This is a genomic window from Streptomyces genisteinicus, assembly GCF_014489615.1.
GTDB classification, from domain to species: Bacteria; Actinomycetota; Actinomycetes; order Streptomycetales; family Streptomycetaceae; genus Streptomyces; species Streptomyces genisteinicus.
Map to the genome: position 1 here is coordinate 7533926 of NZ_CP060825.1, position 20602 is coordinate 7554527.

Annotated in this window: 18 protein-coding genes; 8 read left to right on the forward strand and 10 right to left on the reverse strand. The window is 75.2% G+C overall.

Annotation, left to right across the window (positions count from 1 at the left end; translation table 11 throughout):
- Positions 1–4 precede the first annotated feature (4 nt).
- The gene (locus IAG43_RS32185; protein WP_246574666.1) at positions 5–1696 is read right to left on the reverse strand and encodes an SDR family oxidoreductase; all 1692 of its coding nucleotides are present in this window, start codon (positions 1694–1696) and stop codon (positions 5–7) included.
- Between the two features lie 408 nt (positions 1697–2104).
- Here IAG43_RS32185 and IAG43_RS32190 point away from each other — a divergent pair, with 408 nt between their 5' ends.
- Positions 2105–4000, forward strand: coding sequence for a hypothetical protein (locus IAG43_RS32190; RefSeq protein ID WP_187744150.1), 1896 nt, complete (start codon positions 2105–2107; stop codon positions 3998–4000).
- A 160-nt stretch (positions 4001–4160) separates the two neighbouring features.
- On the opposite strand, the gene IAG43_RS32195 is transcribed toward IAG43_RS32190, so the two are convergent.
- Together IAG43_RS32195 and IAG43_RS32200 are read right to left on the reverse strand one after the other, a co-directional pair.
- Positions 4161–6041, reverse strand: a complete 1881-nt coding sequence (locus IAG43_RS32195) for an AMP-dependent synthetase/ligase (RefSeq protein WP_187744151.1) — start codon at positions 6039–6041, stop codon at positions 4161–4163.
- 846 nt (positions 6042–6887) lie between these two features.
- The gene (locus IAG43_RS32200) at positions 6888–7430 is read right to left on the reverse strand and encodes a GNAT family N-acetyltransferase (RefSeq protein ID WP_187744152.1); all 543 of its coding nucleotides are present in this window, start codon (positions 7428–7430) and stop codon (positions 6888–6890) included.
- 390 nt (positions 7431–7820) lie between these two features.
- Between IAG43_RS32200 and IAG43_RS32205 the strand changes: the two genes are divergently transcribed.
- Together IAG43_RS32205 and IAG43_RS32210 are read left to right on the forward strand one after the other, a co-directional pair.
- The gene (locus IAG43_RS32205) at positions 7821–8825 is read left to right on the forward strand and encodes a glycoside hydrolase family 43 protein (protein ID WP_187744153.1); all 1005 of its coding nucleotides are present in this window, start codon (positions 7821–7823) and stop codon (positions 8823–8825) included.
- A gap of 281 nt (positions 8826–9106) precedes the next feature.
- Positions 9107–10336: an alginate lyase family protein gene (locus tag IAG43_RS32210; RefSeq protein WP_187744154.1), complete on the forward strand. Its 1230-nt coding sequence runs from the start codon at positions 9107–9109 to the stop codon at positions 10334–10336.
- Between the two features lie 135 nt (positions 10337–10471).
- Here the strand turns inward: IAG43_RS32210 and IAG43_RS32215 are convergent, their stop codons facing one another.
- Complete coding sequence (locus tag IAG43_RS32215; protein WP_187744155.1) at positions 10472–11485, reverse strand: BtrH N-terminal domain-containing protein; 1014 nt, start codon at positions 11483–11485, stop codon at positions 10472–10474.
- A gap of 525 nt (positions 11486–12010) precedes the next feature.
- Here IAG43_RS32215 and IAG43_RS32220 point away from each other — a divergent pair.
- Positions 12011–12865, forward strand: a complete 855-nt coding sequence (locus IAG43_RS32220; RefSeq protein ID WP_187744156.1) for an SDR family NAD(P)-dependent oxidoreductase — start codon at positions 12011–12013, stop codon at positions 12863–12865.
- A 122-nt stretch (positions 12866–12987) separates the two neighbouring features.
- Positions 12988–13683 (forward strand): TMEM175 family protein, encoded by a 696-nt coding sequence (locus tag IAG43_RS32225; protein WP_246574667.1) that lies wholly within the window; start codon positions 12988–12990, stop codon positions 13681–13683.
- Positions 13684–13706: 23 nt separating this feature from the next.
- On the opposite strand, the gene IAG43_RS32230 is transcribed toward IAG43_RS32225, so the two are convergent.
- The 3 genes from IAG43_RS32230 to IAG43_RS32240 all read right to left on the reverse strand — a co-directional run bounded on the left by IAG43_RS32230 (position 13707) and on the right by IAG43_RS32240 (position 15501).
- On the reverse strand, positions 13707–14519 hold the full coding sequence (locus tag IAG43_RS32230; protein WP_187744157.1) for an alpha/beta fold hydrolase: 813 nt from the start codon (positions 14517–14519) through the stop codon (positions 13707–13709).
- A 308-nt stretch (positions 14520–14827) separates the two neighbouring features.
- A complete protein-coding gene (locus tag IAG43_RS32235) occupies positions 14828–15139 on the reverse strand; it encodes a hypothetical protein (RefSeq protein ID WP_187744158.1) in 312 nt (103 codons plus the stop codon).
- An 89-nt stretch (positions 15140–15228) separates the two neighbouring features.
- Positions 15229–15501: a DUF4190 domain-containing protein gene (locus tag IAG43_RS32240; protein ID WP_187744159.1), complete on the reverse strand. Its 273-nt coding sequence runs from the start codon at positions 15499–15501 to the stop codon at positions 15229–15231.
- 378 nt (positions 15502–15879) lie between these two features.
- On the opposite strand from IAG43_RS32240, the gene IAG43_RS34760 reads away from it, so the two are divergent.
- A complete protein-coding gene (locus IAG43_RS34760; protein WP_246574668.1) occupies positions 15880–16260 on the forward strand; it encodes a UBP-type zinc finger domain-containing protein in 381 nt (126 codons plus the stop codon).
- 37 nt (positions 16261–16297) lie between these two features.
- On the opposite strand, the gene IAG43_RS32250 is transcribed toward IAG43_RS34760, so the two are convergent.
- Positions 16298–18115, reverse strand: coding sequence for a serine/threonine-protein kinase (locus IAG43_RS32250; protein ID WP_187744160.1), 1818 nt, complete (start codon positions 18113–18115; stop codon positions 16298–16300).
- Between the two features lie 215 nt (positions 18116–18330).
- Here IAG43_RS32250 and IAG43_RS32255 point away from each other — a divergent pair, with 215 nt between their 5' ends.
- Together IAG43_RS32255 and IAG43_RS32260 are read left to right on the forward strand one after the other, a co-directional pair.
- Entirely contained in the window at positions 18331–18702 is a 372-nt protein-coding gene (locus IAG43_RS32255) for a hypothetical protein (RefSeq protein WP_187744161.1), read from the forward strand.
- A 14-nt stretch (positions 18703–18716) separates the two neighbouring features.
- Positions 18717–19052: a DUF6233 domain-containing protein gene (locus IAG43_RS32260; RefSeq protein WP_187744162.1), complete on the forward strand. Its 336-nt coding sequence runs from the start codon at positions 18717–18719 to the stop codon at positions 19050–19052.
- Positions 19053–19223: 171 nt separating this feature from the next.
- Here IAG43_RS32260 and IAG43_RS32265 read toward each other — a convergent pair whose 3' ends face one another.
- Together IAG43_RS32265 and IAG43_RS34765 are read right to left on the reverse strand one after the other, a co-directional pair.
- The gene (locus IAG43_RS32265) at positions 19224–19763 is read right to left on the reverse strand and encodes an NUDIX domain-containing protein (RefSeq protein WP_187744163.1); all 540 of its coding nucleotides are present in this window, start codon (positions 19761–19763) and stop codon (positions 19224–19226) included.
- Positions 19760–20365, reverse strand: coding sequence for an NUDIX hydrolase (locus IAG43_RS34765; protein WP_246574669.1), 606 nt, complete (start codon positions 20363–20365; stop codon positions 19760–19762). The genes IAG43_RS32265 and IAG43_RS34765 overlap by 4 nt, the downstream gene beginning before the upstream one ends.
- Positions 20366–20602: the final 237 nt, after the last annotated feature.

Genomic DNA, 20602 nt, shown 5'->3' on the forward strand with positions numbered 1-20602 from the left:
CCGGCTACCGGTGGGCGCTTCCGCCGCCCTGCGGCTCCCGGATGCGCTCCGCCGGGACGTCACCCGTATGGGCGCTCAAGCCCTTCGCCGCCGCCTGGGTGATGTTGCGGGCCATGCCGCCGAAGACGATGGCGTGGAACGGGGACACGCTCCACCAGTAGGCGTGCCCGAACAGGCCGCGCGGATGGAACAGCGCGCGCTGGCGGTAGCGGGTGCGGCCGTCGCCGTCCGTCTCCGCGTACATCTCCAGCCAGGCGAGTCCCGGCAGCCGCATCTCGGCGCGAAGCCGGAGCAGACGGCCGCTCTCGATCTCCTCGACACGCCAGAAGTCGAGCGAGTCGCCCGCCCGCAGGCGCTCGGCGTCGCGCCGTCCCCGGCGCAGTCCCACACCGCCCACGAAGCGGTCCAGCCAGCCGCGCACGGCCCAGGCGAGCGGGAAGGAGTACCAGCCGTTGTCGCCGCCGATGCCCTCGATGACCCGCCACAGCGACGCCTGCGGCGCGTCCACGGTCAGCCGGCGTTCGTCCTCGTACAGGCTGCCCCCCGCCCAGTCGGGGTCGGTGGGCAGCGGGTCGCTCGGCGCGCCGGGCACGGACGCCGAGGACCACCGGGTGGCGACGTCCGCGTCGCGCACCCGCCGCAGGGCCAGGGCCAGTGCCTCGTCGAAGGGCAGCGGCTGCCCGGGCGCGTCGGGGACGTACCGGCCGATGTCGTGCTCGTGGCAGACGACCTCGTGGCGCAGCGATTCGGTCAGGGGGCGGGCGATCGACGCGGGGACGGGGGTCACGATGCCCACCCAGTGGCTGGACAGCCTGGGCGTCAGCACCGGCACCGGGACGATGACCCGGTGCCGCAGCCCGGCGACCGCCGCGTAGCGCCGCATCATCTCGCGGTAGGTGATGATGTCGGGCCCGCCGATGTCGAACGTGCGGTTGACGTCCTCGGGAAGCAGGGCGCAGCCCACCAGGTAGCGCAGCACGTCGCGGACGCCGATCGGCTGGATCCGCGTGTGCACCCAGCTCGGCGTGACCATGACCGGCAGGCGTTCGGTGAGGTAGCGCAGCATCTCGAACGACGCGGAGCCCGACCCGATGATCACCGCCGCCCGCAGCACCGCGGCGGGGACCGCGCCGTCCAGCAGGATGCGGCCCACCTCGGCCCGTGACCGCAGATGGGGCGACAGCTCCTCCTCCGGCACCCCCTGCGGCGTCAGCCCGCCGAGGTAGACGACGCGCCGCACCCCGGCCGCGGCCGCCTCCTGGGCGAAGACCCGGGCCGCCCGGCGGTCCGTCTCCTCGAAGCTCGACCCGGTGCCCAGCGCGTGCACGAGGTAGTAGGCCACGTCGACGCCGCGCATCGCGTCGGCGACCGAGCCCGCGTCCGTGACGTCTCCCTGGACCACCTCGGCGTCGGGGGCCCAGGGGTGGTCGCGGAGCTTGCCGGGCGTACGGGCCAGGCAGCGTACCCGGTGCCCCGCGGCGAGCAGCTGCGGTACGAGCCGTCCGCCGATGTAGCCGCTCGCGCCCGTGACCAGGCAGCGCAGCGGTCCGGACCCCGCACCGCCGGCCCCCGCCGTCTTCCCGGAGCCGTCCGTGCCGCCGGCGGGCCCGCCCGTGGCGCCCGTGCCGCCGATGGGCCCGGTGGTGCCCTCCGGGCCGCCCGCGTCGCCCATGCCGTCCGTGCCGTTGCTGGTCACCCGTGCCTCCCGTGTCGTGGCCGACCGTCCGCCGCTCCGACGATTGAACGCCGTGCACAGCGGCTTCGCCCGGCGGGCCGGTGACGGATGCGGGCCCGCGTCCGCCACCGGCCCGTCCGGTCCCGTGACGGGTGACCGCGCCGCGGCCGTTCATGCCCCCTGCACCACCCGGACCTCGCGAACTTCCTGCATCTCCCGTACCTCGCGCGTCTCCCGACGTCCGTCGCCTTCCGTCCCCGCCACCGCTCACCTGGCACCCCCGGGCGGCGCTGCGGCCTGATCCGAACACCTGACAAGAGGGTCGGCAACGCGTGTGGCTGCCACCTGTTGGAGTGACGCCGTCCGTGGTCGTTCGTTGACAGGGACAGCCGGGAACCGCCCGCACAGCGAGCAACGAGCCGAGGACACATGCCGATTCAGCCCGAACCCCCGCCGCCGGCCACCGGATCCGGCCGGAGCGCGGAGACCGTACTCGTCGAGCACTACGGGCGGCTCGTCCGCATCGCCTACCTCGTCCTGCCGCCCCGGACGGGCGGTCACGGACGCGTGCTCACCGCGCACCGGGTCGTCCAGCGCTCGCTGCCCCGCGGCGCGTCCCCGGGCGGCGGGTACGCGGAGATCCGTGCCCGGGTCCTCGCCGCCGCGCTGCGGGCGGGGCGCCGCACCGGGCCCGGCGCCGGGCTGCCCCTGGTCCTCGGCCTGCGGCTGTCCCCGAGCGTCGGCGGCGCGGACGGGCTGACGGCCGCACAGGCGCTGGCCGGGCTGTCCGCCCCGGCACGGGCGGCGCTCGCGCTCGCCGTCGTCGACGGCCTGCCGGACCGGGAGATCACCGATGCCCTGGCGGTCGCCCGGGTGGACGACCCGGGGGAGGCGCTGCGCGCGGCGCGCACCGTGCGCGACGCGCTGGGCGGCACGGCGGAGAACGTCCTGCGGACCGCGGAGTTCGACCCCGGCCACGTGCTGCTGCACCCCACCGACCTGCTCCGCCGTCGCCTGCGCCGCCGTGTCGCCACGGCGTCGGCCGCCGCACTGCTCGCCGTCACGGCCGCCGTCGTCACGGGCGCGTACGGCGACGGCCCCGACCGCACCGGCCCGACGGGCACCGCCGGACCGCGGGGAGCCGCCGCCGCGGCCGTCCTGGACCCGGCCGCACTGCGGAAGGCTCCCGCCGACCGGTGGGCGGACACCGCACGCGTCGACTTCTCGGCGTGGCCCGCGCGGGGCGGGCGGAGCACGGACCGGGCGCTGCTCCGGCGCGCCCTGCGCGCCTGGGGCGGCGACGACTCCTCCGTGCGGGTCACCCCGTCGTCCGGCACCGGCAGCGAACCGCCTTCCGCACCTCCGTCCCTGCTCTTCGCCGGGGACGTGGACGGGGCGGCCGTCGTCCTGCTGCACGACGGCCTCCGGGTCGCCCGCTACGCGGAGCCCCTGCGCGGCTCCGGCACCGCCGTGCTCGACCTGGCGCGCACCGACCGCGCCGACGTGACCACCGCCGCCGCGGTCGTCGTCAGCAGGACCCCGGAGGGCACCCGCTACCTCCTCGCGCCCTGGATCGCCGAGGCCGGCACCCGGGACCTGCTGCGTCCCGACGAGCCGACCCGGCCCGTCGCGGCACCCGGCGGGGTCACCCCGGTCCTCGCCGGGCCCGGTGCGGGCGGCGGCTGCACCGCCTGGCCGGTGCTCAGCCTGCGCTCGTCCGCGCGCATCGTCGAGCAGCACTCCTTCCTCGTCACCGACCTCGGCGAACTGACCCCCGCCCATCTGACGCACACCCCCGCACCTGGTTCCGGCGTGCCCGCGCGCCAGCCGAGGGAGGCGACCGGCCCGTCCGGCCTCGCCGTCTGGGCGCGCACCGCCTGCACCCTCGGCGGTCTGCGCGGACAGGGCGTGCGGGCGGTCAACGACTGGACGTACGCCCGGCAGCCGCTGCCCGGCGAGGGCGGCACCGCCACCTGGGTGTGCACCCGGGCGGACACCTGGGCGGGCGCTGGGCGCGTGACGGTCTGGTTCCGGCCCCCGGGCGGCGGGCCGGGCTCTCCCGGCACTGCGGCGGCGGCGCGGGCCGACACCGCCGCGTGCAGCCGCTTCGACCAGCACGTGGTCGCCGGGACCACGTGGCGCGCACCGGACGGCGCCTGGTGGGCCGTCGCCGCGGGCAGCCGGGCGACGGCCCGGATCACCGTGCGCGGCACCACCGTCGACGGGGCGACGGCAGCGGTCAGAGCCCCAGAGGACGCGACCGTGGACGTGACGGCCTTCCACGCCGACGGAACCCCCTTCTCACCGCCCGCCGCCACCCGGTGACGGCACCCGCCCCCGCGTGCGGCCCCCACGGGGGCGCACGCGGGGGCCCCGGGACGCCGTGCCGTGAACCGGACCCCGGCCGCCGGCCCCGTGCACCCGTCACGCGCGGCACTCGCCGCGCCCCGGCCCCGGGGGTCCCCGTCCTCCGCGGCGGCCTCCTTCAGCGTCCCCGTCCCCGTCGCCGGCCGGTGCCGGGCAGCAGGTCGTCCTCGCGACGGGGATACATGGCCTCGATGTCCGCCGCGTGCACCCGCGCGATCTCCTGGCGGCGCAGCTTCAGACTCGGCGTCACCAGCCCGCTCTCGGCGGTGAACTCGCCGGGGAGGATGCGGAAGGCCCGGATCGACTCCGCCCTCGACACATGGGCGTTCGCCCGCGACACCGCCCGCTGGATCTGGGCCCGCAGATCCTCGTCCCCGGCCGTCTCCACACTGCTCCCGGCGCGCTTGCCCCGCAGCCGCCGCCAGTGGTCGAGCGCCTCGGGGTCGAGCGTGATCAGCGCGGCGACGTACGGCCGGTCGTCGCCCACCACCAGGCACTGGGAGATCAGCGGGTGGTGACGCAGCTGGTCCTCCAGGGCCGTCGGCGACACGCTCTTGCCGCCGCTGGTGATGATCACGTCCTTCTTGCGGCCGGTGATCACCAGATAACCCGCGTCGTCCAGCAGGCCCAGGTCGCCGGTGGCGAACCAGCCGTCCCGCAGCACCGCGTCCGTCGCCTCGCGGTTGTTGAGGTACCCGGCGAAGACCGTCTCGCCCCTGATCCACACCTCGCCGTCGTGCGCGACACGGATCTCGCTGCCCGGCATCGGTCTGCCCACGGTCCCGAAGCGGACCGCGCCGGGCGGCTGGGCGGTCACCGCGCCGGACGTCTCGGTCAGGCCGTACCCGTCGTACACGGTGATCCCCGCTCCCGCGTAGAACAGGCCCAGTTCACGGCGGAGCGTGGAGGCACCGGACACCGCGTTGCGCACCTGGCCGCCGAGCACCGCCCGCAGCCGCCGGTAGACGAGCCGGTCGTAGACGGCGTGCCGCGCCCGCAGGGCGGGGCTCGGGCCACGGCCGCTGCCGCGCGAGACGCGTTCCTCCGCCTCCGCGTGACGCATCGCCACATCGGCCGCCTTGTCGAAGACGTGTCCGCGGCCGGCCTCCTCCGCGGCCCGGCGTGCCGTGTGGAAGATCTTCTCGAAGACGTACGGCACGGCGAAGACGAACGTGGGCCGGAACGACGCCAGCGCCGGGAGCAGTTGCCGCGGCGCGATGTCGGGCTGGAGGCCGAGGCGGATGCCGCCGCGCAGGCAGCAGACGACGACCATCAGCCCGTAGACGTGCGCGACGGGAAGGAACGTGAGGATCGACGGCGCGGCGCCCGGTTCGGCGACCAGGACGCCCCATCCGTCGAGGAGGGTGCCGGTCTCGGCGGCCAGATTGGCGTGGGTGACGAGACAGCCCTTGGGCGTGCCGGTCGTCCCGGAGGTGTAGCAGACGACGGCGACCTGCTGCGGCTGGACCACGGCACGGTGGCGGTGCACCTCCTCGTCCGGCACACCGAGGCCGTCCTCGGCGAGAACTGACAGACAGTCGGCGTCCAGCTGCCACAGGGCCTTCAGCGTCGTCGCCGTGCCGCCGCCCGCGGCCACGGTCATCGCGTGGTGCTCGTGCTCCACCACGACGGCGCACACCCGTGCGTCCTCGAGGATCCAGCGCACCTGCTCGGTGGAGGAGGTGGGGTACACGGGGACGACCTCGGCGCCGACGTGCCAGAGGGCGTACGCGAGGACCGCCCACTCGTAGCGGGTGCGCGACATCAGGGCCACCCGGTCGCCGAAGCGGACCCCGTTGGCCAGCAGCCCTCTCGCCACGGCCGTCACCTGGTCGCGGAACTCCCCGGCGGTGACCGGTTCCCACACGTCGGGGCGCTCCGGACGGCGGCGCGAGAGCTGGACCAGCGAGGGATCGCGGTCGGCCGTCTCGTGGACCGAATCGGCCAGGCCCCCCGTCCGCAGCGGGCGGGAACCGTGCGGAAGACCGCGTACCTCCATGTGACCTCCCCTTCGCCCCGAGTCCGGATTGTGCACGCACCGGGGCGGGGAACGGAAGAGATCACCACAACCCCGCGGGGCGCGCGGCGTGTTCACCCGGCCCCTCGGGGGACGGGCATGCGGAACGGGCGGCTTTTGGCCAGAGCGGAGACCGGGCGGGCGCCGCGGACGGCGGACCGGCGGTGGGGGACGGGCCAAGGAACGTTACGGCGCGAAAAGTGACGCAGGTGAGAAAGCGGCCAATGTGGGCTTTCACCTCATCTTCGTGGTCCATGCAGGTCGCAGAGGTGCGATGATCGTGCGGGCGGCAGGGTTCGCAGGGGCGGCAGGGCGCGCTCCTGCGCGGCCGCTGCCGCCCGCCTCTGACATCCGGCCGGGTCACGGCACTCAGGAGGGCTCATGGCGTCCACGTCCCCCGCGCACCGGTGCGCGCAGTCGCCCGGGGACCGGCGGGGCGGCCGGCGGCGGTGCCCGCGGGGCGGTCGGGCGGACGGGAGTGACGGCCGCGGGCCGGCCGCGCTCCGACGCGGGTCGGCCGTCCGCGCCCGTCGGCCGGCCGTGCGCGGAGGGACGGCCGGCCGACGGGCCGGGCGGCGCGCCCCGAGCGGGGCTTTCTGTGCGGCGGTGGTTTCCGGCGGGGCCGAGGTCCCCGTGCGGACGGGGGTTCCCGTTGCGGACGCGGCTCGTTGCGGGAACGGGGCTCCTTGCCGGGACGGGGCTCCCTGCGCGGTCGAGGTTCCCTGTGCGGCCAACGTCCCCTGTGCGGTCGAGGTCTCCTGTGCGGACGGGGCTTCCGGCCCGGTCGACGTCCCCGGTCCGGATGCGGCTCCCGGCGGGTGGGCCGGTTCAGGGGCGCGCGAGGCCCCATGTCTGGAGGGCGAACGGACGCCCCTTCTCCTGGCCGGTGATGAGCGGCACGTCGAGCAGGGTGAACCCCGCCCTGGTGGCCACGGCGACGCTGGCGTCGTTCTCGGCCTCCAGTTCCAGGATGACCCGCTCCGCCCCGAGTTCGGCGAAGGCGTAGCCGGCCATGACGTGCACCGCGCGTGCCGCGAGTCCCCTGCCGCGGTGCGCGGGGCCGACGGCGTAGCCGAGTTCGGTGCCCTCGGGGGAACGCCGGAGCATCACCTCGCCGAGCGGGGCGCCCCCGTCGGTGGTGATCGCGAGCAGGATCGCCGTGCCCTCCGCGCGCAGTGCGCGGGCCCGCGCGAGGCGGGCGCGGGCGGCGTCCGCGTCGAACGGCGAGACGATCGGCGTCCAGTGCGCGATGTCGGGGTGGTCGAAGAGCGCGGGCATCGCGTCGAGGTCGCCCTCCGTCCAGTCGCGCAGTACCAGGCCCCGGCCGGTCAGCTCCATGCGCTCGGGGAAGGGGGATGCGGTGCCGCTCATCGTCGAGACCTCTTCTGGCAGGTGAAGGACGAGGCAGGATATCCGGTGCCGCGCACCCGCCGGCCGCCCGGGCGTCTCCTGCGGCCCGCCCTCCGTGCGGGTGCCGCGCCGCCGGACTCTTGACATGACGAGTGCACGTCATGATGCTGGAACGCTCGATTCCATCGATGTAAATCCCCCTTTCCCCCCACCAGCGGCGCCGGCCGGCGGCCTCCGCCCGTCCGGCGTCCCCGCCCCTACGGGCGGCGGACGACCAGGGAGCGACCTGTGGATCCCCTCCGCACACCAACCGGCACGCGACTCCGCGGGCACATCCGCCCGCGAACCGGTGCACGTAACCGCGCCCGCACCCGCGCCGCGGCCCTTGCCGCGGCCGCTCTCGCCGCGGTGATGTCCCTGTCGTCGGCCCCGCCGGTGGCCGCCGACCAGACGGCCCTCCGTGCCGCCGACCCCAGCGTGCTCCGCGTCGGCGGCACGTACATCTCCGTCCAGTCGACCGGCGGCGGCATCGCCGTGCGCCAGGCCTCGTCGACGGCGGGCCTCGCCTCGGCTCCCGCCCGGCAGGTCTGGGCGGACACCCGGGGGCTGGGCGAGGTGTGGGCACCGGAGATCGTCCGTGACGGCGGCCGGTACTACATCTACTTCGCGGCGGGGCGCGGCGCGGCCCACCGGATGTACGTAATCAGCTCGGGTTCTCCGGACAGCGGCTGGACCGCGGAGTCGAAACTCGCGCTGCCCGACGACAAGTGGGCCATCGACGGCACCCTGTTCACCTTCAACGGGCAGCGCTGGTTCGTCTGGTCGGGCTGGGCCGGCGACACGAACGTGGAGCAGAACCTCTACATCGCCCGGATGAGCAGCCCGACCACGCCCACCGGACCGCGGTACGTCATCTCGCAACCGAGGGAGAGCTGGGAGCGGGTGGTCGGCAACCCGTTCATCAACGAGGGGCCCGAGCCCATCAAGGATCCGAACGGACAGCTCCACATCGCGTACTCGGCCAACGGCAGCTGGAGCGACCAGTACTGCCTCGCCGACCTGCGCCTGCGCGCGGGCGGCGATCCGACGCACGTCTGGGACTGGTACAAGTCCAACGGCTGCCTGTTCGGTTCGAACCGCGCCACCATGATGCGCGGCTGGGACCCGACCCTGCATGTGAACGGTCCCGGGCACCACACCTTCGTCCTGCTCGACGGGGACATCGCCACCAGCCCCCCGGCCGGGCCGACCTTCCCGTCGATGTTCCACGCGGTCCCCAAGGGCACCCCGTACGCGTGGGAGAACCGCTACTGGTACACCGGTTCCTTCACCTGGTGGGGGAACACGACCTACAGCCGCGCGAACGTCCCCGGGCCGAACAACGACACGGGGTGGAGCCTGAAGTTCTTCGAGTAGCACTCCCGGCGCCCCCGCCCCGCAGCGCCGCGCACGGTGGGCCGGGGGTGCCGGAAGCGGCGCCGGTCCCCGGCGGTCGCATGCCTTCCGCCAACGGGCGTTCACTCATGTGAACGCCCGTTCTGTCGTTCGGCTCCCGGCGGCTCCCTCTGCGGCTCTGGTCCAGACCTTGACGCGACACGGGCTCATGGCTACCTTCCTGACACCTCGTGAATTCACATTGGCAAGAGTGGTTCACATATGAGAACGCCTCCGCCGTCGACGGAAAGGCATCACCCCCCATGCGACACACAGCCCTCAGGACCGGCCTCCTCGCCGCTGCCGGCGCGCTGCTGGCCGGCGCCCTCGTCTCACCGGCCCGGGCGGACGGTCACCTCCCGGACGCCGGGCCCGCGGGCGCCGCCGCCGTGCCCGCCGCGCAGGCCGCGCCCGCCGTGTTCACCCACCCCGGTGTCGGTCTCGGCCGCGCCCAGCTGGACACCGTGCGGGCCCGGGTCGCCGCCGGCGCCGCACCCCAGGCCGCGGCCTGGAACCAGATGATGAACTCGCCGTACGCCTCCCTCTCGTACACCCCCCACCCGCGTGCAATCGTCGAGTGCGGCTCCTACTCCAACCCCGACAACGGCTGCAGGGACGAGCGCGAGGACGCGATCGCGGCCTGGACCCACGCCCTGGCCTGGTACGTCACCCGTGACGACGCCCACGCCGCCAAGGCGATCCAGATCATGGACGCCTGGTCGGCCACGATCCGGGACCACACCAACAGCAACGCGCCGCTCCAGACCGCCTGGGCGGCGAGCTCCTGGCCCAAGGCCGCCGAGATCATCAAGCACGTCCACGGGGACTGGCCGAACGCCGGCCGCTTCGCCGCCATGCTGCGCGACGTCTACTACCCCGAGATACGGGGCGGTTCGAACTCCAACGGGAACTGGGAGCTGAGCATGACCCAGGCCCTCATGGGCATCGGCGTCTTCCTGGACGACAAGGCGATCTACGACCGCGCGGTCTCCCTCTACCGGGCCCGCGTCCCCGCCTTCGTCTACCTGACGTCCGACGGCGCGCTGCCCCGCACGAAACCCGGCGACGGCCGCGACACCCGCGACGAGATCATCGGCTACTGGCACGGGCAGACCACCTTCGTGAACGGACTCAGCCAGGAGACCTGCCGGGACTTCACCCACACCGGCTACGGCATCGCCGCCATGGCCCAGGTCGCCGAGACCTCCCGCATCCAGGGCCAGGACCTCTACCCGGAGTTCGGCGAACGGATCCGGCACGCCCTCGGCCTCCACGCCACGTACGAACGCACCGCGCCGCCCTCCTGGCTGTGCGGCGGCACCGTGAAGCGGGGCCTCGGCCCGGTGAGCGAGGTCGGCTACAACGCGCTGCACAACCGGCTCGGCCACGCCATGACCAACACCGAGGCCTACACCCGTGCCGGGCGTCCGATGGGCACCAACAACCTGTTCGTCGCCTGGGAGACCCTGACGCACGGCGACAACCCCTCCTGACGCTCCGGACCGGCCGCGGAAGACCCGGGGGCGGGGGGCCGGCCGGTCCCGGACACCCCGCCGTCCGGCGGGTCCGATGCGCGGCGCCCTCGACGCCGCCGCCGGCACCGCCCCTGACGACCCGTCACCCGGGAGTCAGGGGCGTGCCGCGCGGGACACCTCGCCGCCGAGGCGGCTCAGCGCCTCCATGGCCTCGCGCTCCACGCGGGACAGATCCCCGAGGATGCCGCCCGCCCGCACGAGGCACTGCTCGTCGCCGGTCTCACCGGCCTCGCCGATCAGCTCCGCCGTCCGCGTCCACAGCGCCGCCGCCTCCGTGTAGAGCGCCAGGCCGGTGCGCAGGCGGCGGCTGTCGATCAGCCCCGTGCACTCGGCGAGGAAGTCGCGGTACAGGTTGCGGAACAGCGCGCCGCCGGTCCCGCCCCGCTCCATGAGGAGGGCCGCCTGCCGCAGGTCCCGGCCCGGGTCGGCGGCGCGCCGCTGCCAGGTGGGCACCATCGCGGACGCCTTCCCGATGCCCCGGTGCCCGAGGTTGGCGATGGGCGGATGCAGGAAGGCGTCGGCACAGGCGGTCACGGCGGGCACGATCCTGCTGCGGGGTTCGGGTGCGTCGCGGGGCACGCCGACGGTGAACGACCGGTGCCTGGCCGTCATGGGGCCGCGTGCCGCCCGGGCCGCCGCCAGGTCCGTCAGACCGGTGGTCACCGCGCCGCCCTGCTGGGCGGTGTCGACGAGGTACGCGGTGCTTTCGTCGTAGCCGTAGAGGGCGACGACATGGCCCCCGAAGTGCACTTTCGAGGCGAAGTACGGCAGGTGGTAGCTGTCGAGCTGGAGTCCGACGGGCCGGCCCGCGTCGACGGCGGCGGTCACGTTCGCCCATGCCCTGCGGGGCGAGGAGGTCTCCTCGACGGTGAGTTCCAGCCCGAGTGCGGCGGCCAGGTTCCGCGTGAGTTCGAACGGTCTGACCCGGCCGCCGAGGAACGGGAAGTCCATGTTCCGGGCGTCCCAGTAGACGAACGACAGACCGGACCCGAGGCCGAAGAGCATCGGTTCGGACAGCTCGATGCCCTCGTGACGCAGCAGGACGTCCAGTGCCGTCGTCTCGCAGTGGACCATCCCCCGGGTGTCGACGCCGGGCACCGTGGTCATGCCGGCACCTTGCGGGCACGTGTCGCCGGCGGGTGCCGCGCGTACCGCAGGTGGCGACGGAGCCCCGGCGGTGCGCCGGCCGGGCCCGGGGGACGCGACCCGCGCTCGGGCGGCCGCGGGCGCGGCCGCCGGACACCGGGCCGGCGCAGCGGCGCGGAGCGTCGGATGGTGGGAGTTGCCGTGTGCATCGCCCCATCGTGGACCCTCCCGCCGGAGAAGCGCACGCCGCCACGGGGCCGCCGGTCTCCCCGGTGGGCGCACGCGTCGCTTCGCCCCTTCCCCGTTCCCGTCCCGGTCCCGCCACGGGTACCCGTCCCGGCCCCAGGCCGCGCCGCCGCACGGTCCGTCGTCCACGACGGCGCACGCGGGCTCGGCGGAGCGCAGGTTCGTGCGCCCGGTGCGCCTTCGCGCCCCCGGCAGGGGGATGGTCGCCGGGGCGGCCGGTACCCGACCATGAGCAGCCGGGCGGATGCCTTCGGGCGGTGCGGTCCGCCGGGTGTTCCGCGGGACGGTAGGGGGATCTCGATGGTGCGACGCTGGCTGATCACCGGATGTTCCTCGGGCCTCGGGGCGGCGCTGGCCGCGGCCGTGGCCCGCCGCGGCGACGTCGCGGTGGTCACCGCGCGCCGGGTCGCCGACCTGGAGCCGCACACGGCCGACTGGCCCGGCCGGCTCCACCCGGTGCCACTGGAACTGCGCGACCCCGCGCAGTGCGAGCGGGCCGTCCGCACCGCCGTCGAGCAACTCGGCGGCGTGGACGTCCTGGTGAACAACGCGGGGGCCGGCCTGTTCGGCGCGGCCGAGGAGGTCGGCGACGCCGAGATCCGCGACCAGCTGGAGACCCTGGTGGTGGGCCCCTGGCGGCTGGCGCGCCTGGTCCTGCCGCTGATGCGCGCTCAGGGGCACGGGCACATCGTCAACGTCTCCTCCCTCGCGGGCCGCATGGCCTTCCCCGGCCTGAGCGCGTACGTCGCCGGCAAGTACGCCCTGGAGGGCATGAGTCAGGCCCTGGCCGCGGAGGTGTCCCCGCTGGGCATCCGCGTGACCGTGCTCGAACCGGGCGGCTTCGCCACCCGCTACGGGACCTCGCTCACCGAATCGGCCCGCCGGCTGCCCGCGTACACCGGGTCGACCGCCGCCACCCTCGCCGGGGTCCGCGGGATGGCCCACGACGCCGCCACCGGACGGCCCGGGGACTTCGCCGAACAGGTGCTCGCCGTCGTCACGGCCACCGGGCCGACGCCGCTGCGCGTCCCGATCGGGGCGGACGCCTACGCCTATCTCGAAGCGGCGGAGCAGGCAGCCCGGGACGAGCTCGCCGCCGCCCGTGCGCTGACCACCGGGTCCGTGCCGCCGTCCGACCCGCTCCCGGCGGTCTGACCGGACGTCCCACGCGTGCGCCGGGTGCCCCGGCCGCGTACGGCGCACGCGCCCGCCGGGGCGGCTTGCCCGCAGTCGGAGCAATCCGAGGTGCCGCACCGCCGGGCCACGAGGGTGGCCGGGTGAGTACCGGAAGCTCCCCGGCAGCGCGCCCGGACCGTCTGATCACCCTGTCCGACGGCATCTTCGCCATCGCCATGACGCTGCTCGCCCTCGACGTCCGCGTCCCGCCGGACCTCGGGTCCGCAGAGTTCGACGAAGCCCTGCGCGAGACGCTGCCCCAACTCGCCGCCTACGCGCTCAGCTTCCTCATCGTGTCCATCTTCTGGCGTGACCAGCGCCGGCTCCTGCTCATGTCCGCGACGACCGGGGGAATCCCCCAGTACCTGGCGCTCGCCGTGCTCGGCGTCATCGCGCTCGTCCCCTTCCCCACGGCCATGCTCGCCGAGTACGGCGCCCGGGAACCGGTGGCGGTGGCCGCGTACGCGGCCATGATCTGCCTCGTCGACCTGCTGCACCTCGCGATGTTCGCCCTGCTGAGGGTCAGGCACGGCATCACGGACGTGGGGGAGTGGCGCGACACGGCGGCGGACCTGGCCGCGACCGTCGTCGTGTTCGGCGCGTCCGTGCCGTTGGCCTTCCTCGCACCGCACGCGGCGATGTGGTGCTGGCTCGCGCTGTTCCCGGTGAAGGTCGTGCTCGGCCGCCAGGAGCGCCGCAGGCGGGACGCCCCGGGGCCGCCACCGGGCGGCCGGGACCCGCGGGCCCGGCCCGGTGCTGCGGGGCCGGGGGACCCGCCCCGCAGCACGGGGCCCTGACAGCACACCGGGCCGGCCGGAGCTCAGGCCGCCTGTTCGCCACCGGCGCCTTCCGGCCGCCGCGCCCGCAGCACGGGCATCATCGTCTCGACGGCGCCTTGTGCCAGGTGCTCCAGGACGAGGCGGTTCACCAGGTCGGGCCGCTCCAGCGGCACCAGATGGGACGCGCCCGGGACGACGGCCAGCCGGGCGTCCGGCAGCCCGCGGTACAGCGACGCGGTGTGCTCCAGTGTCATCAGGTCGTCGTCGCCCACCATGACGAGCACCGGCGCCGCGATCCGCGCCAGTTCGTCCGCGGCGATCTCCGGCTGGGTGCGCCACATGTCCAGCACCTTCGCCGCCACCACCGGCCAGTGTCCGGCGCCGTCCGGTGACACGGGCTCGTACAGCTCACGGAAGAAGGCGAGATCGGGACCGTCGGCCGTCATCGTGTCGAGCATTCCGGGCTCGGTGAAACACTCGGGACCCGGGCGGAAGTTGGCGCCGATGACCACGACCCTGCGCACCAGGTCGGGCCGGGCCGCGGCCACGAGCAGCGCCACGACACCGCCGTCGCTCCACCCGACGAGGTGGGCCGGTTCGCGGACGACGGACTCCACGAACGCCACCGTGTCGTCCGCCATGTCCCGGTAGGACAGCGGCCCCGGGACGTCGGGGGTGTGGCCGTGGGCGCGCCGCTCGGGAAGGAGCACGCGATGGACCGCGGCGAGATCGGCGCGCTGCGCGCCCCAGGCGTCGTTGGTGCAGAAGCCGCCGTGCAGCAGGACCAGCGGATCGCCGGACCCCTCGCTCTCGTACCAGGTCCTCACACCGGGAAGGTCCGCGTAGTCGCCCATCGCCTCGACACCTCTCCGGACGGTCCGTGCGCCCGGCCCCGCCGCGGCCGTGCGGCGGCAGGAGAGGACCGGTCACCGCCGTCCCTGCGGACGGCCCCGTCCCCGGCCAGTCTCCGCCGCCTCCGGGGCGCCCGCCACGCGGCACCGGGCACGGAGCGTGAAGCGCAGGCCGGAGCGGGTGCCCCTGACGCGCGGCGGGCCGGCCCCTCGTCAGGGGCACCCACCGGGGGAGGGACGCCCCCCGCGTGCCGACGCCGCTCACGGGGAGACCGCCGGTCACACCTCGCCGCTCACGGGGAGACCGCCGGTCACACCTCGATGCCGGTCACCACCGCCGGGCCGAGCGGCGCCTCGTCGGCGGTCACCCCGACGGCCGTCAGGGCCGACGCGACCGTCCGGCGGGCGGTGTCCTCCGCCTCGTCGCTGTCGGCCGCCTCGACCTCCAGGCGCACCGTGAAGGTGTCGTTCTCGTTGACCGTCAGGATGCGCAGGTCCTCCCGGCGTCCGAGGGAGGTCTGCCGGGGGTCGGCGGGCCGCAGTTCGCGTTCCACCGCCGCCTGCACCTCCGCCGCCGGCGGTGTGAGGAACGTGCCCGGAATGGTGATCACATAGGTGCTCATCACATGTCTCCCGTGTCTCGAACGAAAAGGTCGCCGACCGCCGCGACGGCGGCCGGCGACCCGGAGGGAAATCGACTCCGTCGAACAGATCAGCCGCCCGCGTACCAGCTGAATCCGCCGCTGGAGGAAGCGGCCACGAGCAAGACCGTGAATATCACGAGATCCACGATTCCGAGCGCTATCCCGGCCTTCGCCATGGAGGCGCCGCCGGCCGGGGACCCGCGCAGGGCCACGGCGCCGAGCACGATCGCCAGCGGGCCCAGGATCACGTTGAAGAAGAGCAGCCCGACGATGCCGCAGACCAGGCTCGCCACGGCCAGACCGTTGGTTCCCGCCCGGGCGGCGGACGTTCCGTGTGTCATCGCGGTCCTCCCTGTGTCCTTTGTTCCGTCACCGTGCGTCTGCCCCGCGGTGATTGACGCAATCGAGGGGAATTCCGTACGGTGCCGCCCCGCGCCGGGGGCGCCGCGGAGGTCCGCCGGGAATGTGACGGGAAACGCGTGGCTGTGGCCGCCGGCGGCTCCGGGAGCGGGAGAGCCGCCGGCGTCGAACCGGAAGCGGATTCGAGGACCGGACCGGGACCGGATTCAGGGACCGGCGGATCGGGCCCGTGGAATCCGCCGTGCGCCTTCCGGGATTTCCGGTGCATCCGCTGCCACCACGCGGGGAGAAAGCCGGATGTCCCGTCCCGGCCGGAACGCGGACCGCTGCCCGTCACCGTCTTCGAGGAGCGCCCCGCCGTGCACCCCACCGAGCCGAGCCAGACCGCGGCCCCTTCTCCCGACGCACCGGGACCGGGCACGCCGTCCGCCGGGTGGCACCCGGCTCACGACGGCGGGCGCCCCGAGGGCCGGCGGTGCGCGCATGCGCCGGACGTCACCGTGCCGCCGCCCCCGCACCCGGACGAGTGCGAGGACTGCCCGCCCGGCGACCCCGGCCGGGTACGCCTGCGCCGGTGCACCACGTGCGGCCACGTCGGATGCTGCGACAGCTCCCGGGGCCGCCACGCGTACGCCCACTACGCGTCGGCCGGCCACCCCGTCGCCGTCTCCCTCGCCCCGGACGAGTCGTGGGCCTGGTGCTACGAGGACGAGACGTTCCTGGTGGCCGGCGCGTCCTGACGAGCGGCCGCAGGCCCCGCCGCGATCCCCGCACCGGTCACGACTTGCGCACGTACTCCGCGGGTTCCGCGTCCGCGGCCATGCTGTAGAGGAGCATGCGGCCGTTGCCGGCGACGGTCAGGAAGACGGCGTCGTCCTGGCGGCACTCCTCGGCCGACTCCGCGGTGTACGTACCCGGGCCGAGGGCGAGGACGGGGGACACGGCGCCGACGACGTGACTGCTCTCGCAGTACGCCTCGGACCCGTCCTCCATGCCCGCCTCGGCCGCGTGACGCACCAGCCGGCCGCCGGCCGGGCCCTGCGTGATCCGGATCATCTCCTGCTCGCGGTACAGCTCGTTGGCGGGCACCCAGACGCCGACGTACGCCGCCGGCACCGCCTCCCGCCCGCCGACGGACCGGTGGAGGTCGGCGGTCAGGCCACCGGACTCCCAGGTCAGCACGGACGGCGAGCGGGCCGTGAGGGTCTGCCGCGCCAGCGGTCCGCACCCGCCCTTCGGCATCTGCGCGGTCACCCTGCCGCCGCCGACGACCAGCGTCCCGGCGCCCGCGGAGACCAGGTCGGCGCGTCCTGCGCACTGCCGGTCGCCTGCGGTGTCGATGTACGAGGCGACCGCGGAACCCTGCCCGCCGGCCGTCACCTCCAGCCGCAGCACGCGCTTCGGCATCTCGGGATCGCCCTCGACCACGCCCTCCCAGGCGCCCGTGAACTCCTCGGGCACCCTCCGTTCGCCGTCCTGCGACGCCGACGGGGAGCCGTCCGCGGGCGCATCCCCGCCCCTGTCGCCCCGAAGCGCCAGCGCGGTGCCGGCGGCCACCGCGACGAGGGCGGCGGCCCCGGCGACGAACGGCCGCCACCGCAGCCGGCGCCGTCCGGACCGTGCTGCGGGCGTGGAAGCCGGCGCGGACGCGGAAGCGGCGTCCGGCTCCGGCTCCGGTCCCCGTGCCGGCTCCGGCGGAGGTGTCTGCGCGGAGAGCATCCGGGCGGCCAGCCGGCCGAGATCGGCCAGCAGTTCCGCCGGCAGCCACGGCCCGGCCGTGTCGGTGCGGACAGCGGCGGCGATCTGCCCGGCCGTGGGCCGCAGCGACGCGTCCTTGGCGAGACACGCGGCGACGAGTCCCGTCAGCGCGGGCGGCACCCCGGTGAGGTCCGGCTCCTCCTCGGCGATGCGGAACATCAGCGCGTGCAGACCCAGTTCGGCCGAGCCGAAGGGCAGCCGCCCCGTCGCCGCGTACACCAGGACGGAACCGAGACTGAAGACGTCCGCCGCCGGGGTCACCCGCTGTCCCCGCACCTGTTCCGGCGCCATGAAGCCGGGTGAGCCGAGGACGACTCCGGTGGAGGTGCGCAGGCCGCCCGCCACGGTGTCGAGGGCCCGGGCGATGCCGAAGTCGATGATCCGCGGGCCGTCCACGGTCAGCAGGATGTTCGAGGGCTTGAGGTCGCGGTGCACCAGCCCCGCCCCGTGGACGGCGCCGAGGGCCCGCGACAGCCGCCCGGCCAGTGCGTGCAGCGTGGCCTCGGGCAGCGGCCCGTAGCCCGCGCCGACGACCTGCTGCAGCGAGGGCCCCGGCACGTACTCGGTGGCCACCCAGGGCGCGGCGGCCTCGGTGTCGGAGCCGAGCACCCGCGCGGTCCATTCGCCGCCCACCCGGTGGAGCGCGGCGACCTCCTGGCGGAACCTGGCCCGGAACTCGGGATCCTCGGCCAGTTCCGCGCGCACCACCTTCACCGCGGCGGTCCGGCCGTCGCCCGAGCGCCCCAGGAAGACCTGGCCCATGCCGCCGGCGCCGAGCCTGCCGACCAGCGCGAAGTCCCCCATCCGGCGCGGATCCCCCGCCTCCAGGACGTGCATGCGTGCCCCCGCTTCCCCGTGTGCCGTGCCTGCTCTGCGCGGCGGCGACGTTACCGGTTCGGACCGGAGCTGTCCCGCGGCGTCCGGGCCCGGTACGCCGCGTCCGCAGGGGCCGGGGGCGTCCGTGGACGGGACCTGTTCCGCCGCGGAGGAACAGGTGCGGGACGGGCGGGTCGCACGTGACGCACAAAATCGAACAGACGTATGATTCGAGCATGACCGGAATCGACATGCCCGACGACCTCCGCGCCGCCCAGACGCGACTGCACCAGGCGACGGCCGAGCTCTCCGCCCTCCTCAGGTCGCTGCCGTGGTCCGTGGAGCCGCTGGACGGCCGCCCCGGCGACGAGCATCCGCACACCGGAGCGGTGACCGGCGGCCGTGAACCCTCGCCCGGCTGGACCGGTGAACAGCGCGCCGTCGTCGCCCGGCTGCGCGCGGAGTGCCTCGACCTCTCCGCCGCCGTGGCGACCCACCCGTACTGGGCGGCGTTCACGGGCGAGGCGCTGGTCGACGCGCGCATGGCTCTGAAGGCGGCCACGCGGACCACCTCGACGCCGCGGGTCGACGTCGGCGTCGTCGCCTGATCCGCGGTCCCGTCATGTCGGACCTGCCCCCGGACCTGCCGCGTCTGCGCACGCTGGAGACGTGGCTGGCGCTGGCGCTGGCCCGGGTCCGCGAGCGCATCGCCGACGAGGAGCGCCGGGAGCGCGAACGCCGCCGCGGCGAGAGGACCCGCCCGCCGGCAGCGGAGTGGCTGATCGAGACGGGCATCGGCGAGGGGCACCGGGCGCTCTACGTGCACACGGGCGGCTGCCACATGGCCGGCAAGCGGGTGCGCGGCGTGTCCCGCGACGCGGCCGCCCGTGCCGTGGCCGAAGGCGTCGAGGCGTGCTCGCACTGCCGCGCGGACACCGGCCTCGGCATCCACGGATGACGCGGTCTCCGGCCGGTGCGCCGGTGCCGCGCACAGCCCCCCGGGGAGCGGCCGGCCGCGGTCGGCCGCCCGCCTCCCGAAGCCCGTCTCTCGCGGCTCAAGGCGTGGCGCTCCCGGTCTGCGGTGCCCGGTCGCCGGCGTTGCGGGCGGCGCCTGTGGGGCGCCGCGGGTTCACTCGTCCCAGTCCCAGGTGTCGAAGTACGCCGGTGTCCCGGTCCGGCGGGCGTCCTGGACCGCGCGGAGCCGTGCGAAGTCCCGGTCGGTCATGAGCGGGCGCCAGGCCTCCAGGGGCAGCACGCGGACCTCGTCGTGCTCCGCCGGATCGAGGACGATGTCCGCGATCTGGCGGTCGGTGAGCCGTCCGCCGTCGAAGACGAATCCCGCGGTCGCCAGCGGCCAGCCGCTGCCGGGCAGGCCGAACACGGCGGCCAGCAGCCGCGGGGGACCGGACACACGGATGCCGGTCTCCTCCGCGGTCTCCCGGACGGCCGTCTCCCACGGCCTCTCACCCGGGTCGGCCGTCCCGCCCGGCCACTGCCACGTGTGCGTGCCGTAGACGGCGCGCAGGTGGACCGGACGGTCGTCCTCGTCGGTGAAGAACAGCGAACCGAAGATGGAGGCCTTCGGCAGGGTCGCCGCGTACTCCTCGGGCGGGAGCCAGCCGTCCAGGACCGGTCCGTGGGCGGTCGGGGTGCCGGCGTCGTGCGTCACGGCGAGAGATCTCCTTGCGGGTGGGGGACGAGGGAGCGGGCGGAGGACGGCGGCGGGCCGGACGACCACCCCGTGCCGGGGGCCGCCGACGGAAGGACGCGGAGCCGGTCGAGTGCCGGGTCGTGGGCGACAGGGTCCCCGGGCTCCATGAAGTGCAGGGCGACGCCGCCGCCGGCCCGGTACGCGTCGATCCCGGCGCGGCAGTACGCGACCATCGGCTCCGGGAGCGCGTCCAGCGGGAACCACCCCATCGCGTCGCACACGTGCGGTTCCCGCACCCGCGGCGTCCCGGTCCAGCGCGTGACCTCGAAGAAGAAGCCGACCCGCGCCCGGCCGGACGGCCCCCGGTGGTGCACCGTGACCGCGGCGCACAGGTCGCCGCCGGCCACGACCAGGCCGGTCTCCTCCGCCGTCTCGCGGACTGCGGCCGCCACGACGTCCTCGTGCGCCCCGTCGACGTGACCCGACGGTGCGTGCCACATGCCGGACGCGTAGACGTCGCCCGCCCGCCGGGACAGCAGCACCTCCCGCCCCGTGTCCCCGGCGCGGACCGCCAGCAGGTGCACGTCCAGCGGCACCCGGTGCCGCTCCACGGAGCTCACCGCGCCTCCGGCGCCCCGCGGAGCCGCCGGGCAGCGCGCGCCGGAGGCGCGGGAGGCGCAGCGAGGCGACGCGTGCCGGGGCGGCGTGCCGGTCGGGGCGGCAGAGGGTGCATGGCGGCCTCCGGTGCAGACGGTGCTGAGCTGACGCTCGGTGCAGAGCTGACGCTGTGCCCTGTCAACGACGACGGCCCGCCGGTCGAACACACGTCTTTCGGACAGCGTGCGAGCCGCGAAGCC